Origin of the sequence: Nonomuraea sp. NPDC049695, from assembly GCF_040674955.1 — a bacterium.
Taxonomy (GTDB): domain Bacteria; phylum Actinomycetota; class Actinomycetes; order Streptosporangiales; family Streptosporangiaceae; genus Nonomuraea; species Nonomuraea helvata.
Map to the genome: position 1 here is coordinate 43,301 of NZ_JBFANV010000001.1, position 13,875 is coordinate 57,175.

Consider the following 13,875-nt stretch of genomic DNA (forward strand, 5'->3'; position numbering starts at 1 on the left):
GAGCCGCCCGCACCACGGAACGTGACCGGCCTCCCCCGCGTGCGGTCACTTGACGTGTGGATAGGCGACCCATGGTGCTTGTGGAGTCATCCCAGAACCGGCCGTATCCGGAGTAGTCACCGAAAGGAGCCACCACGTAGTCACATCGAGCACGGTGATAGTGCCGTCGTTCTTGCCGCCCTGCCGGAAGACGGCGACCGCTCCGGTAGCCGCGTAGCCAGGCAAGCCACGGACAACGCGAAGCGACGTATCCTTCGCCCGTGGGACTGCGGTTCAAGACGCGCGAGTCGGACTCGGCGTGGGTCGACACCGTGTGGACATGCACCAGCGAGCAGGTCACTGCGATGACGTCCGTCGCAGGGGCGCGTTGGGGCCTGGTGTTCTGGGAGCACGCCGGCCGGGCGTACGCGGGCGTCACCGGTCCAGAGACCCGGACCGGCACGGCGCCGGTGCCGGAGGGCGCGGCCTTTACCGGCATCGAGTTCGCCGTGGGCACCTCGTTGCGGGCCGTGCCCACGCCGGCGCTGGTCGACGGGGGCATCGGGCTCCCCGACACCACGCGCCGGACGTTCCGGCTGGACGGCGCGCGTTGGGAGACGCCCGGCCCCGACGACGCCGAGGCTCTGGTCGAGAGTCTCGTCCGGGCCGGGATCGTGCTCCGTGACCCGCTCGTCACCGACGTGGTGCGGGGTCACCGCCCGGCCGTCTCGGGGCGCACGGTCGAACGCCGGTTCCGCGCCGCGACTGGACTGACGCGCGGCGCGGTCCGGCAGATCGAGCGGGCCCGCACGGCGGCGCAGCTGCTGGCTGCCGGCGACCCGGCCGCCGACGTCGTCGCCAAGCTCGACTACTTCGACGAGCCGCACCTGGCCCGGGCGTTGCGCTCCTACGTCGGACGCACCGTCAGGCAGCTGCGCGAGGGCACCGGCGGCGCGATCGCCCTCGACCTGGATCAGCGCTTGACGTCGTAGACCAGCTTGAGGATCCCGTTCGAGTAGCTCTCCGATTCCCGCAGCGTCAGCATGTGCTTGTCTCGGTCGGCCCGGCCGAACAGGCTCTTCCCGGCACCGAGCAGCACGGGAAAGACGAGCAGGTTGTACTGGTCGATCAGACCCGCGTCTGACAGCCGCCTGGCCAGCTCCGCGCTCCCGTGGATGAAGATCGCGCCGCCCTCGCCCTCCTTGAGCGCGGCGACGTCCTCGGTCGAGCGCAGGATCGTGGTCGGCCCCCACCCGTCGACGATGGCGTCGTCAGACAGCGTGGCCGACACCACATACTTGGGCAGCTCCTTGTAGCCGGCGTGATCCTCCGAGCCGGGCCAGAACGCCGCGAACGTCTCGTAGCTGCGACGGCCGAACATCAGCGCCGTCGTGTCGGCGAGCTCCTCACCCTTCAACGACCAGGCTTCGGGGACGAACTCGAGGTCCTTGAACACCCACCCGCCGCTGCGGTGTTCCTCCCCCGGCCCGCCGCCAGGCGAGTCCACGACGCCGTCGAGCGACATGAAACCGGTGTAGACCAAGTTACGCACTGTGCCGTCTCCTCATGCTCGGGGGAACTGCCGGGTCCACGCTAGATCACGGCCGCGGTAGCCGTCTTGGACGGAAACGACAGCGGGTCCGAAACGCGTATCTGAACACCTCCGCGACCGGCTCTTCCTTGGCCGGCGTGTCAGACTCCGCTACCTGTCCTGGTCCGCTGAACGCGGACCAAGATACGCGTTCATCCAGCGGTCCAGCTCGGCGAACACCTGCTTGCGCGCCGGCTCGGCCGACAGCACGAGATCGTGTACGCCGTCCGGGATGCGCACGCAGGTGACGTGCGGGCCCACCGACGTGGCCCAGCGGGCGATCTGCCGCGGATCGAGCACGATGTCGGCCGAGCGGGCCTCCGGTACGAAGTCGCGTACCCGGAGCCCGTTGGTGGAGGCGAGCACGAGCACGGGCACGTCCACCGCGAGCCCCGCGTGCAGCCGCCGCTGCGCCCTGCGGATGGCGGCCAGCCACATGGCGTGCACCGAGAAGCCCTCCAGGGGCTTGAGCGTCAGGTCGTAGTCCCACTCGCCGCCCTCGCTGCGATGCAGCGTCTGCCCGTAGGCCGTGCTGATGCCCAGCGGGAGCGCCCTCTTCGTGTACGAGAGCGGCGTCTTCAGCAGATCGGCGGCCAGCCGGAGCGGGGCGGGCACGTTCAGGTCGAAGAACGGGCTGTTGAGCACCAGCCCGTCCACCAGACCCCGGCCGCGGACCCGGTCGGCCCACAGGGAGGCGACGAGCCCGCCGGTGGAGTGGGCGTTGATCGTCAGCTCGTCGTGGTCCTGCCGGATGACGCGGACGGCCTCGTCGATCTCGGGGAAGTAGTCGGTGACGCTCCTGATCAGGCCCCTGGTCTGGTGCGACAGTAACGAGCGGCCGTACTTGCGGAGGTCGAGCGCGTAGAAGTCGATGCCGCGCTGGACGTAGTGGTCGGCCAGGTGGTCCTGGAAGAAGTAGTCGGTGAACCCGTGCAGGTAGAGCACCGCTCTGCGGGATCCGGCCTTCCTGGCGACCAGCGTCGCGACGACCTCGCCCTCGAAGTCGTCCGGCATGTTCAGCACGGTGATCTCGTACATGTTAGACACCATAGAGATTGTCCGGCCATGACGGGACATCGGGCGGCACACCATTGCTTACTTTCGGCCGTTGATCGCCCGCGCATCGTAAAGGTGAAGGCGTTCGGCCGCTCCTGGCGGTTCAATGTGACGATGGCGATCCCGTCGGTGACCTCGCACGATCTCAATGCTGTCTGTTTGGCTACTGATGTTCATGCTCCGATAAAGACATATTTCGTATTCGGTGCGTAGGCTGCCGCCTCAATTGAGGCCTACGGTAGGCACCTCCATGGGGGTTGAGATTTTCCGTGGAGTTCGGGGAAACGGGGAAGGCGTGCGGCAGGCAAAGGAACCGGCGAGTGCCGGAGCGGTCCTCGGCTGGCTGGTGCTGGCGGCACTCGCGCCCGGGGCCGCCCATCTGCGTGCCGGTTGGCGCAAGACCGGGCTGGTGCTGCTCTCCTGCTACATCGCCGGGCTGCTGGCACTGCTCGCGCTGGGCCTGACGACCGACAACCTGATCGGCTCGCTGACCGAGAACTCCTGGCTGACGGCGATCATGGTGAGTGCCGCCGTGCTGGGAATGGCGTGGTTCGCCCTGATCGTGCACTCGTTCGTCGTGCTGCGTCCCGGGCGGCTGCCGCAGTCCGGGCAGATCCTCAGCGGCACGCTGGCGGGGCTGCTCGCCGTCGTGATGGTGCTCCCGTTCGGCTGGACCGCGCAGGCCGTGTGGACCTCGCGGCAGACGCTCAACGACATCTTCCAGGAGACGCCGTCCGACTCGCCGTCCTCCGCCGCGGCCGCCGGGGAGAAGCCGGAGGACCCGTGGGCGGGGCGGCAGCGGGTCAACATCCTGCTGCTCGGCGGCGACGCCGACGACAACCGCATCGGCGTGCGTACCGACAGCATGAACCTGGCCAGCGTCGATGTGCGGACCGGCAACACCGTGCTGTTCAGCCTCCCGCGCAACCTGGAGAACGTGCGCTTCCGCCCCGGCACCCCGATGGCGCAGCAGTTCCCCGGCGGCTTCCGGCTCCCGGCCGACCCGGGGGGCGGGCGCAGCGACCTGCTCAACAGCGTCTGGGAGTACGCCGACGCGCACCCGGAGCTCTTCGGCGGCAGGCAGCACCAGGGCCCCAAGGTGCTGATGGACACCATCGGCTACACCCTCGGGGTCAAGGTCGACTGGTACGCCCTGGTCAACATGTGGGGGTTCGCCCGGCTCATCGACGCCATCGGCGGCATCCGGATCACGGTCGAGCAGGACGTGGTGTTCGGCAAGTACAACGAGGGCCTGGTCAAGGCCGGCACGCGCAAGCTCAAGGGCGCCGACGCCATGTGGTACGCCCGCTCGCGCACGTACAGCGACGACTACACCCGGATGCGCCGCCAGCGCTGCGTGCTCGGCGCGCTGCTCGACCAGGCGGACCCGGCGACGGTGCTGGCCAGGTTCAACCGGATCGCGCTGGCCACCAAGGAACTGATCAGGACCGACATCCCGCGGTCGATGCTCAAGAACCTGGTGCCGCTGGCGCTGAAGGTCAAGAACGCGAAGGTGACGAGCGTGCAGTTCGTGCCCCCGCTGATCAGCACCGGCTATCCCGACTGGGAGAAGATCCGCGACATCGCCGGCAAGGCGCTGCGCGACTCGGCGCACGCCGACTCCCCGGTCGCCGCCTCCGCCGACCCTTCGCCTTCGGCATCGGCCTCGCCGTCCCCGAAGAAGTCGGCGGTCGCCAAGAAGAGCAGCCAGAGCCCGGCCAAGGGCCTCACGGAAGGCTGCGGCGGGCCGCTCTGACGGGCGGCCTCACTCCGCCTTCGCGATGATCCGGCCCACCGGGACGCCGCCGCCCAGCACGTCCACCTCTGCGAAGGCGGCGGCCGGAGTGACGTCGCAGCCCATGCGCCGCAGCACCGCCAGGGCGATGGCCGTGGTGGCGCGGGGACTGCCGTCGATGACCTTCACCGCCACCGAGTGGCCCGACTCCAGGGCCACCACCAGCACTCCCTCAGCGCCGCCCTTGGCCAGGGCGCCCGGGAGTGCCCGCATCAGCTCGGTGTTCTGGTGGCCGCTCCCGCCCACGTACTCGGGGTGCGCGCGCATCGCGTCGGCGACCTGGCGTGGCGCGGTGCCCGGCGCGGCCAGGACCAGGGACCGCACGGCCCGGGCCAGGCCGGTCAGCGACAGGCCGAACAGGGGCGCGCCGCAGCCGTCCACCGCCACGTGCGCGGCCTTCTCCCCCGCCAGCTCCTCGGTGACCGAACGCACCCGGAGCTGCAGGGGATGGTCCGCCGACAGGTACGCGGGCACGTCCCAGTCGTTGGCCACGGCGGCGGCGAGCATGGCGGCGTGCTTGCCGGAGCAGTTCATGCGCTCGCGGGAGGGCTCCGCGCCCTGCCTGACGAGCCCGTACATGGTGGAGGTGTCCTCCGGCCACGACGGCGGGCAGGCCAGCGCGCCGAAGTCCAGGCCGTAGTCCTCGAGGATCTCGCGTACCAGCCGCACGTGGAAGTCCTCGCCCGTGTGGCTGCCCGCGGCGATGGCCAGCCGCGGCCCGGCCAGGGCCGCGCCCGCGGTGAGGCAGGCCAGGGCCTGGAACGGCTTGGCCGACGAGCGCGGCAGCACCGGCGCGTCCACCTGCCCCAGCGCCACCTCGGCGCGCCCGGACGGGTCCAGGCCGACGGCGCTGCCGTAGTGGACGCTCTCGACGAAGCCGGAGCGGATGACCTCGGCTAGGACGGCGTAGTCAGGCACGTGCGGCTCTCCTTCTCAGTGAGACTGACTGGCGGGACTCCAGCGTGCGGGCCAGCTTGGACAGCGACGCGTTGACCACCAGGTAGACCAGCGCGACGACGAGGTACGTCTGGATGAGCAGGCCGTTGTAGGCGGCCAGGACCTTGCCGCTGTAGAGCAGCTCGCCGTAGCTGACGACGAAACCCAGCGAGGTGTCCTTGAGCAGGCCGACGGACTGGCTGACGATCGACGGCAGCACCCTGCGGGCCGCCTGCGGCAGCACGATGAGGCGCATCGTCTGGAGCCGGGTGAGGCCGACGGCCAGGCCCGCCTCGGTCTGGCCGCGTTCGACGGAGTTGATGCCGGCGCGGAAGATCTCGGCGAAGGCGGCGGCGTTCGACACCGTCAGGGGCACGCACAGCTTCCAGAACAGCGGCAGGTCCAGGCCGTAGCGCGGCAGCGCGAACAGCACCACGTACACCAGCAGCAGCGCCGGGATGACTCTGACGACCTCCACGTAGGCGGCCGACGCGAGGCGCAGCCAGCGTCGGTCGGAGAGCCGTCCGAGGGCCAGGAGCAGGCCGAACGCCATGGACAGCGCCGCCGACACGACTGCCGCCAGGAACGTGGACCACAGACCTGTCAGGAGATATCGCCACATGGGCCAGGTCGCGTACGGCTGCCAGCGGGCGGCGTCGAGCTGCCCGTTCGCCGCGAACTGCCGCACCGCCAGCACGGCGAGCGCGACGGCGGCCAGCGTGCCGAGCACGGTCGCGACACGGATGCGCCCGCGCGCCCTGGGCCCGGGCTCGTCGAAAAGGACGCTCATCGGAGGATCACCAGCCTGCGTTCGAGCCTGCCGGTGACGAACCCCGCCGCCGCGGCGATCAGCGCGTACGCCACACCTGCCCCCACGAAGATCGGGATGGGCTGCGCCTCGATGAGGTTCACCCGGTTGGCGGCGGCCGTCAGGTCGACGACGCCCACGGCGGCGGCGAGCGCGGTGTTCATGGCGGTCGCGATGAAGATGTTGCCGAGCGGCTGGACGACCGTGCGCAGCGCCTGGGGCAGGATGACGTGCCTGAGCGACTGGCTGAACGTCAGCCCGATCGCCCGCGCCGCCTCACCCTGACCCTTGCCCACCGAGTTCACGCCGGAGCGCAGGGCCTCGCCGACGTACGCGGCCTCGTACACGGCGATGACCACGATGGCCGTGACCAGCGGCTCGGCCTTGATGCCGATCTCCGGGAGACCGAAGAAGGACAGGACGAGCAGCACCAGGAGCGGCAGGTTCTGGACCGCCTCCACGTACGCCGTGCCGATGGCGCGCAGCACCCGCACGGGGCTGACGCGCAGGGCGCACACGACCACCCCCAGCACCGCCGCGCCGGCGAACGACGCGGCGGTGAGCTGGAACGTCACGATCAGCCCCTGCCACAGCTCGGGCAGGTGATCGAGGAGCACGGACATCAGGACCCCGGCACGGAGCCGATCTGCGGCGGCTGTGGAGGCTCGCCGGTCACGACGGTGCCGATGGACTTCTTCCAGATCTCCTGCCAGAGCCCGGCATCCTGGGTCTTCTTCAGCCAGTCGTTGACGAACTTCTTGAACTGGTCGTCACCGTGCTTGAGCCCGATGCCGTACGGGTCCACGGTGAACGGCTTGGTCACGATCTCGATCGACGGGTCCTTCTGGGCGTCCGCGATCAGCAGCGTCTCGTCCTGCACGTAGGCCACGCCCCGATCCTGCTTGAGCGCCTGGACGCACTCGGGGTCGCTGCCGAACGTGATGATCTCCGCCTGCGGCGCCAGCTTCTTGATCGCGGGGATGGCCGGAGTGTTCGCGCCCGCCAGGACCTTCTTGCCGTTCAGGTCCTCCGGCTTGGTGATGCCCGAGGTGCCCTTCTTCACGGCGATGGTGAGCCCCGAGGTGTAGTACGGGCCGGCGAACGCGACCTGCTTGGCCCGTTCCTCCGTGATCGTGTACGTCTGGAACACCACGTCCACGGTGCCGTTGGCCAGCAACGCCTCGCGGGTCTCCGACGCCGAGTTGACGATCTTCACCTTGGGCTCGCCCAGGATGTACTTGGCCAGCGCCTTGCCCATGTCCGCGTCGAACCCCTCGACCTGGCCGGTGACGGGGTTCTGCTGGGATAGCAGGGGCGCGTCCAGCGAGCCGCCCACGAGGAGCTCGCCGCGCTGCTTGATCTTCTCCATGGTGGAGCCGGGCAGGATGTCGGCCGCCGCCGCGACGGGCGCCTTGGCCAGCACGTCGCCGCTCTTCTGGGACGACTCCCCCGGCACGGCGGGGCTACTCGACTCACCACAGGCCGCCAGCCCTAAGAGCGAGATGGCGACGACGGCGACAAGCCTCTTCATGAACGGTCACTTCCTTCGATTTCGAAGATAAGCCGGACCGTAGTGGGAGATTTCGTAGCAAGTCAATACGTTGTCGTCGTAAGTCTGGACGTGGTAGGTATCTCACATGAATCAGCGGCTGCCCGTGCAGGGGGCACAGGGCGACCTGCTGCGACTCGTCGCCACCGGCAAGGCCGAGTCACGCGCCGAGCTCGCCCGCTTATCCGGCCTGGCCGCGTCCAGCGTGTCGCTGCGCGTGGAGGAGCTCATCGACGCGGGCCTGCTCGCCGAGGAGGGTTCGGGCACCTCGCGCGGCGGCCGCCGCCCCCGCCGCCTGCGCCTCTCCCCCGGTGCCGGCGTCCTGGCCGTGGCCGATCTGGGCGCCCACCACGTACGGCTCGGCCTCCTGGACCTCAGCGGCGCGCCGCTCGTGATCGAGGAGCGCGGCTGCGAGATAGCCGACGGTCCGCAGGTCACCCTGGACCGCATCGCGGACGCGTTCGACGAGCTGCTGGCCGCCCACGTCCCCCCTTCCGTCCCGCTCAGGGGGGTGGGCACCGGCATCCCGGGCCCGGTGGACCCTTCCAGCCAGCGCGTGGTGACCCCCTCCCGCATGCCGGGCTGGAACGGCTTCCCGGTCGCCGACCACCTCGCCGCCCGCTACGACCTGCCGGTCCTCGTGGAGAACGACGCCAACCTGATGGCGGCGGGCGAGGCGAGATGGTGGCCCGGCAGCGAGAACCTCATGGTCGTCAAGGCCGGCACGGGCATAGGCTGCGGCGTCATCGTCAACGGCCGGCTGCATCGAGGCCGGGGCGCGGCCGGCGACATCAGCCATGTGCGGGTCCGTTCGGACTCCTCGATCGTGTGCGCCTGCGGCCATCCGGACTGCCTGGAGGCGTACGCGAGCGGCGCCGCCCTGATGGCGGCCCTGCAGGAGTCCGGCATCGAGGCGACCCGCACGGCGGACATCGTCACCCTGGTCGACGACGCCATCCCGGAGGCCACCAGCCTGGTCCGCACCGCCGGCCGCCGCATCGGCGAGGTCCTCACCGTCCTGGTGAACTTCTTCAACCCGGACGTGGTGGCGGTGGGCGGGAGCCTGTCGGCGGCGGAACCGTTGCTCACGTCGATCAGGGCCGCGGTCTGGGAACGCTGCCTGCCGCTGGCGACGAGGGACCTGGAGATCGCCCCGGCGCGGGCGGGGCGGGACGCGGCGCTGCTGGGTGCGGGCACCCTCCTCCTGGAGGCCGCTCTGAAGGTCACATCTTGAAGATCGAGGCGTCCAGCTCGAAGTCGACCGGGGCGGGCAGTCTGATCGGCGCCCCCATGCCCACCTTGACGATCGTCCGATAGGTGTGGTCCTTGATGTCACTGAACACGGTGACGCAAGGGGTCTTGCCGATGGGATCGATCAGCAGGTAGATCGGCACTCGGCCCACCGCATAGACGCGGACCTTCCTCCTCTGTAGTCGAACGTGCACTCTAAGTATTTCATGTCGCAAGAGCGTCCGTCACTGAAAATCGATTGCCGCAGCCGCCGCAGCCGGTCAAGGATGGGCGGCGATGAGCAGGACGAAGATGCACGCCGACGAGGTCCAGACCGACGCCGAGCTCGTTCGCCGGCTGCTCGAGGGACAGTTCCCTCAGTGGGCCGGCCTGCGAATAGAACCCGTCGACTCCTACGGCACAGACCACGACATCTACCGACTGGGCGACCACCTGTCCGTGCGCATGCCGCGCATCGGATGGGCCACCGGGCAGGCGGCCAAGGAGGCGCGGTGGCTGCCGAAGCTGGCGCCGCACCTGCCGCTCGCCGTCCCGGTGCAGCTGGCGATGGGAGATCCGGCCGAGGGCTATCCCTTCACCTGGTCCGTGTACGAGTGGCTGCCCGGCGCGAACGCCAACGGCACGATCACGGACCTGGAGCAGGCGGCCGTCGATCTCGCGGCATTCGTGACGGCGCTGCGCAAGGTCGACCAGGCCGGCGCGCATCCGCGTCCGCGTGGCGCTCGCGGCGCTCCGCTCGCTGAAGGGGACGAGTTCGTCCGACGGTCGATCACTCAGCTCGGCGACCGCATCGACGGCGCCGCGGCCCTCCGCTCATGGGAGGAGTCGCTCAGCGCCCCCGTCTGGGACGGCGCGGAGGTCTGGGTGCACGGGGACCTGCTGCCGGGCAACCTGCTCGTGGTCGACGGCCGCCTGTCCGCGGTCATCGACTTCGGCGGACTCAACGTGGGCGACCCCGCCTGCGACCTCCAACCGGCGTGGAACGTGTTCGCGGGCGAGAGCCGCCGGCGCTTCCGCGCCGAGCTCGGCGTCGACGACGCGTCGTGGCTGCGCGGTCGCGGCTGGGCGCTCTCCCAGGCCGTGAACGCGCTGGCGTACTACTGGGACACCAACCCGGGCATGGTCCGCCAGACGTCCCACGCGCTGGCGCAGGTCCTCGCCGAGAGCCGGGGGCGCTGAGCACGGGAGCGGCGCACGGCTCGACTGGCGGCCCCCACCGGATGAAGAATTGCCCCGGAGTCCTTGGATCACCCCACGTGGGAGCACGATGTGGCGGATGTGACCTTCGGCGTCTTGGGACCAGTGTTCGTCCGGGTGGGCGATCGGCAGCCGGTCGAGCTGAGCGGCAAGCAGAGCGCGCTGCTGGCCAGTCTGCTGCTCAACGTCAACTCCCCCGTCTCCCAGGACCGCCTGCTCGCCGCGCTGTGGGAGAAGCCTCCGCCGTCCGCGGTGGCCAACCTCCAGTCGTACGTCGCCCAGCTGAGAAAGACGCTGCCGCCGGGCTCGCGCCTCCTCACCAAAGGGTCCGGCTACCTCCTGCAGACCGGCGCCGGAGAGGTCGATCTGCTCGTGTTCGACGAAGGCGTACGGCAGGCGAGGCTGAACGTCGAGCGGGGCGACGCCCGGGCCGCGGCCGAGGGATTCCGGCGAGCGCTGGCCCTGTGGCGGGGAAGTCCCGCCGAGGGCGCCCGGCTCGGGGGCGACATGCCGGCAATGGTGAGCGAGCTGGAGGAACGCCGTACCGCGGCCCGGCTCGACTATGCGGAGACCAGGCTCGTCGTCGGCCCTCACCGGGAGGTCATCGACGACCTGCGTCACCTGCTGACCGACCAGCCGCTGCGGGAGCGGGCCTGGCACCTGCTCATGCTGGCGCTCGCGCGGACGGGCCGGCGGGACCAGGCGCTGGAGGCGTACCGGCAGGCCCGCGAGGTCCTCGTACGGGAACTCGGCATCGAGCCGGGCACGGAGCTGCGGCGGTTGCAGGCCACGATCCTGCGCGGCGAGCTGCCGTCCGCCGCGGCCGGGCCGCAGGCCGTGTGCCAGCTGCCTCCTGACATCGCCGACTTCGTCGGCAGGGGCGAGGAGGTGGCGGCGGCGGTCGAGGCCCTGTGCGAGTACCGGGCGCCGGCGGTGCCGCTCTGCGCGATCTCGGGCCAAGGGGGCGTGGGGAAGACGGCCCTGGCCGTGCACGTCGCCCACCTCGTACGGCACGACTTCCCTGACGGGCAGCTCTACATCAACCTGCGCAGCGCCGGGAACCACCGGGTGGATCCGGAGGAGGCGCTGGGCCGGTTCCTGCGCGCGCTCGGGGTCGACAGCGCCGCCGTGCCGAGCGGCCTGGACCAGCGCGCCGAACTGTTCCGCGACAAGCTGGCGAACCGCCGCTACCTGGTGGTGCTCGACGACGCGGCCGACGAGGGCCAGATCCAGCCGCTGCTGCCGGGCACGCCGGGATGCGCCGTCCTGATCACCAGCAGGCACCGGCTGTCGGCGCTGCCCGCGGCGCGGATGATCGATCTCCCGGTGATGCCCTCCGGCGAGGCACTGGAGCTGCTGCGGCACCTCATCGGCGCCGACCGGGCGGCCGAGGCGCCGGGCGAGGCCGACATGCTCGTCCACCTGTGCGGCGGCCTGCCCCTCGCGGTACGCATCGCCGGCGCCAAGCTGGCCGCGCGGCCGCACTGGAGCCTGAGCCGGCTGGTCACCCGGCTGAACGACACCGGCAGCCGGCTGCGCCAGCTCTCCCACGGCTCCCAGGAGGTGCGGGCCAGCCTCGCCGTGGGCTACCAGGGCCTGACGCCGGCGGCGCGGCGGCTGTTCCGGCTGCTCGGCCTGCTCGAGGCGCCGGACTTCGCCGTCTGGACCGCCGCCGCCCTGCTCGACCTGCCGCACCACGAGGCCGAGGACCTGATCGAGGAGCTGGCCGACGCACGTCTCCTGGACGTGGCGGCCCGCGACCCGTCCGCGCGCCTCCCGGAAACGGCACACCCCGACCCATCCGCGCGCCTCCCGGAAACGACGCACCCCGACCCATCCGGCCACACGCGCTTCCGCTTCCACGACCTGACCCGCATGTACGCCCGCGAATGCGCCGAAGCCGACGAGCCCGAGGACGAGCGGACCGCGGCCGTCCGACGCGCCCTGAGCGCCTGCCTCACCCTGACCCGGCAGGCGCACGTACGGCTGTGCGGCGGCGCTTACCGCCTCCTGCGCGGCGACAGCCCGCTCTGGCAGCCCGAGATCGTCATACGCGACCCGCTCACCTGGGTGGAGGCCGAGCGGGCGAGCATCGTCGCCGGCGTCCGCCAGAGCGCGGCGCTGGACGCCGACGAGCTGTGCTGGGAGCTCGCCGCCAGCGCCGTGAGCCTGTTCGAAACCCGCAGCCTCTACGACGAGTGGCGCACGACGCACGAGACGGCTCTACGCGCCACTCGCGCGTCGGGCGACGTCCGCGGCCAGGCGAGCGTGCTCAACGGGCTGGCGAGGCTGTCCATCGCCCAGTACGACATGCTCCGCAGCGAGCGGCTCCTGGAGGAGTCCCTGGAGCTGTTCGAGAAGGCCGAGGAACGGCACGGGCATGCCCTGGCCCTGGTCAACATGGGCGAGCTCCGCGGCCTCCAGGGCCGCCACACGGACGCGCTGGCCTGCTACAACCAGGCCGCCGACGCCCTCGCGAAAACCGGCGACCGCGGCACGGAGATCACCATCGTGCGGGGCATCGGCCGCATCCACGTCAGCCAGGGCCGCCTCGACCTCGCGACCCCGTACGTCCGCCGGGCGATGCGGCTGGCCGAGGACATCGGCGACGTCCGCTCCCGTGAGTTCGCCAGAGTGCTCCTCGGAGAGATCGAGCTCGCCCGCGGCGACCACGCCGCCGCCGAGGACTGCTTCAGCCAGGCGATGGCCTGCTTCGACACGCTCGGCTTCCCCAGGGGCACCGCGTACGCGTCCCTGGCGCTGGCCTCGGCCCGGCTCGCCCAGCGCGACTTCGCCGCCGCCGAACGCCTCCTGCACCAGTCCTTGGCCATTTACCGGAACGTCGGGGAGCGACTGGGCGAGGCCCGCGTCCTGCTCACCTTCGCCGAGCTCCGGCGCCTGCAGCAGCGCTTCGGCGAGGCGGTGGCGACGCTGACCGACGTCGTGGCGATCTGCGAGGCCACCCCCTTACCCCGCCGCCGCGGCCACGCCCTGCGCGCCCTGGGCGAGGTCCACCGCGACGCCGGGAACCTCCCCGCGGCCCTCGATGCCTGGCGCCGCTCCCTGGAGGTCCTGGACGCCATCTCGTCGTCGGAGGCCGGCGAGGTGGCTGCCTTGATCGAGCGGTACGGCGAGCACTCTGCGAATCCGCTACCGCTTGAGGGTGATACCCCTTAGAGCTTCTAACGCAATGAAGTGAGGCGTCGCCAGCAGATCAGTGCGCAGGCCAGAGGCAGCCCAAAGTCATCTATAGCTTCCTCGGGAGCACTAGCTTTCACGTCTCCAATCCCAGCTTGGCTCTCGATTATAGCGGTCACATACCTCGTCGAAGCCAATAATTCTTCCATAATTTGTATCCAGGAAGCCTCTTTGTCCGGCCAGAATGGTTAGCAATAGATTTCTAATGCACGATGCGGATTGGTATTCAATGAGGATAGCATTCATATCTTCGATATGCAGGCCCTCCAGCTCGCCTTCATCGTATTCATCGAAGACATCTCCGGACACATCGATTCCATATATGCAGCCATCTGCAGATAGTCGATCCCAAATATCCATTTCCTCATACGTTCCATACGATTTCAATCGGGCTGCAATAATGGCCATCGTGTCGGAAGAGCCAAGTAGTACAATTGTAGGGCGCATAAATCACTCCTGACAGTAGGATGACACGCATAAAAGATGCCCTTTGCGCTCCCAGGCTATCATGAAAA

At 70.0% G+C, this 13,875-nt stretch carries 13 protein-coding genes; 5 read left to right on the top strand and 8 right to left on the bottom strand.

Annotation, left to right across the window (positions count from 1 at the left end; translation table 11 throughout):
• The first annotated feature begins 260 nt into the window (after positions 1–260).
• Complete coding sequence (locus tag AB0J64_RS00150) at positions 261–971, top strand: helix-turn-helix domain-containing protein (RefSeq protein WP_364018348.1); 711 nt, start codon at positions 261–263, stop codon at positions 969–971.
• Here the strand turns inward: AB0J64_RS00150 and AB0J64_RS00155 are convergent.
• Together AB0J64_RS00155 and AB0J64_RS00160 are read right to left on the bottom strand one after the other, a co-directional pair.
• Complete coding sequence (locus tag AB0J64_RS00155) at positions 953–1,531, bottom strand: dihydrofolate reductase family protein (protein WP_364018350.1); 579 nt, start codon at positions 1,529–1,531, stop codon at positions 953–955. The two genes, AB0J64_RS00150 and AB0J64_RS00155, sit on opposite strands and share 19 nt — an antisense overlap.
• A gap of 150 nt (positions 1,532–1,681) precedes the next feature.
• A complete protein-coding gene (locus tag AB0J64_RS00160; protein ID WP_364018352.1) occupies positions 1,682–2,608 on the bottom strand; it encodes an alpha/beta hydrolase in 927 nt (308 codons plus the stop codon).
• A 313-nt stretch (positions 2,609–2,921) separates the two neighbouring features.
• Between AB0J64_RS00160 and AB0J64_RS00165 the strand changes: the two genes are divergently transcribed.
• Complete coding sequence (locus tag AB0J64_RS00165) at positions 2,922–4,382, top strand: LCP family protein (protein WP_364018354.1); 1,461 nt, start codon at positions 2,922–2,924, stop codon at positions 4,380–4,382.
• A 9-nt stretch (positions 4,383–4,391) separates the two neighbouring features.
• Here AB0J64_RS00165 and AB0J64_RS00170 read toward each other — a convergent pair whose 3' ends face one another.
• From AB0J64_RS00170 to AB0J64_RS00185, 4 genes are read right to left on the bottom strand one after another with little or no spacing between them, the layout of a single operon-like run.
• Positions 4,392–5,339 carry an asparaginase gene (locus AB0J64_RS00170; RefSeq protein ID WP_364018356.1) on the bottom strand — a complete coding sequence of 316 codons (948 nt, stop codon included), beginning with the start codon at positions 5,337–5,339 and terminating at the stop codon, positions 4,392–4,394.
• On the bottom strand, positions 5,332–6,147 hold the full coding sequence (locus tag AB0J64_RS00175; RefSeq protein WP_364018358.1) for an amino acid ABC transporter permease: 816 nt from the start codon (positions 6,145–6,147) through the stop codon (positions 5,332–5,334). Before AB0J64_RS00175 ends, AB0J64_RS00170 begins: the two co-directional genes overlap by 8 nt.
• Positions 6,144–6,788 carry an amino acid ABC transporter permease gene (locus AB0J64_RS00180; RefSeq protein ID WP_364018360.1) on the bottom strand — a complete coding sequence of 215 codons (645 nt, stop codon included), beginning with the start codon at positions 6,786–6,788 and terminating at the stop codon, positions 6,144–6,146. Before AB0J64_RS00180 ends, AB0J64_RS00175 begins: the two co-directional genes overlap by 4 nt.
• Positions 6,788–7,696: a glutamate ABC transporter substrate-binding protein gene (locus AB0J64_RS00185; protein WP_364018362.1), complete on the bottom strand. Its 909-nt coding sequence runs from the start codon at positions 7,694–7,696 to the stop codon at positions 6,788–6,790. The genes AB0J64_RS00180 and AB0J64_RS00185 overlap by 1 nt, the downstream gene beginning before the upstream one ends.
• A gap of 106 nt (positions 7,697–7,802) precedes the next feature.
• Here AB0J64_RS00185 and AB0J64_RS00190 point away from each other — a divergent pair, with 106 nt between their 5' ends.
• Positions 7,803–8,948 carry an ROK family transcriptional regulator gene (locus AB0J64_RS00190; RefSeq protein WP_364018364.1) on the top strand — a complete coding sequence of 382 codons (1,146 nt, stop codon included), beginning with the start codon at positions 7,803–7,805 and terminating at the stop codon, positions 8,946–8,948.
• On the opposite strand, the gene AB0J64_RS00195 is transcribed toward AB0J64_RS00190, so the two are convergent.
• Positions 8,938–9,108 carry a hypothetical protein gene (locus AB0J64_RS00195; protein WP_364018366.1) on the bottom strand — a complete coding sequence of 57 codons (171 nt, stop codon included), beginning with the start codon at positions 9,106–9,108 and terminating at the stop codon, positions 8,938–8,940. The two genes, AB0J64_RS00190 and AB0J64_RS00195, sit on opposite strands and share 11 nt — an antisense overlap.
• A gap of 133 nt (positions 9,109–9,241) precedes the next feature.
• Here AB0J64_RS00195 and AB0J64_RS00200 point away from each other — a divergent pair, with 133 nt between their 5' ends.
• Positions 9,242–10,144 (top strand): aminoglycoside phosphotransferase family protein, encoded by a 903-nt coding sequence (locus AB0J64_RS00200; protein ID WP_364018368.1) that lies wholly within the window; start codon positions 9,242–9,244, stop codon positions 10,142–10,144.
• A 90-nt stretch (positions 10,145–10,234) separates the two neighbouring features.
• Entirely contained in the window at positions 10,235–13,339 is a 3,105-nt protein-coding gene (locus tag AB0J64_RS00205) for a BTAD domain-containing putative transcriptional regulator (RefSeq protein WP_364018370.1), read from the top strand.
• A 90-nt stretch (positions 13,340–13,429) separates the two neighbouring features.
• Here the strand turns inward: AB0J64_RS00205 and AB0J64_RS00210 are convergent, their stop codons facing one another.
• Positions 13,430–13,807 (bottom strand): hypothetical protein, encoded by a 378-nt coding sequence (locus AB0J64_RS00210; RefSeq protein WP_364018372.1) that lies wholly within the window; start codon positions 13,805–13,807, stop codon positions 13,430–13,432.
• Between the last annotated feature and the right edge of the window lie 68 nt (positions 13,808–13,875).

What these genes read in the sequence shown, in the direction of transcription:
- AB0J64_RS00210 (WP_364018372.1), bottom strand. Translation starts at nt 13,807, where the DNA reads ATGCGCCCTACAATTGTACTACTTGGCTCTTCCGACACGATGGCCATT.
- AB0J64_RS00180 (WP_364018360.1), bottom strand. Translation starts at nt 6,788, where the DNA reads ATGTCCGTGCTCCTCGATCACCTGCCCGAGCTGTGGCAGGGGCTGATC.
- AB0J64_RS00175 (WP_364018358.1), bottom strand. Translation starts at nt 6,147, where the DNA reads ATGAGCGTCCTTTTCGACGAGCCCGGGCCCAGGGCGCGCGGGCGCATC.
- AB0J64_RS00160 (WP_364018352.1), bottom strand. Translation starts at nt 2,608, where the DNA reads ATGTACGAGATCACCGTGCTGAACATGCCGGACGACTTCGAGGGCGAG.
- AB0J64_RS00190 (WP_364018364.1), top strand. Translation starts at nt 7,803, where the DNA reads ATGAATCAGCGGCTGCCCGTGCAGGGGGCACAGGGCGACCTGCTGCGA.
- AB0J64_RS00185 (WP_364018362.1), bottom strand. Translation starts at nt 7,696, where the DNA reads ATGAAGAGGCTTGTCGCCGTCGTCGCCATCTCGCTCTTAGGGCTGGCG.
- AB0J64_RS00200 (WP_364018368.1), top strand. Translation starts at nt 9,242, where the DNA reads ATGAGCAGGACGAAGATGCACGCCGACGAGGTCCAGACCGACGCCGAG.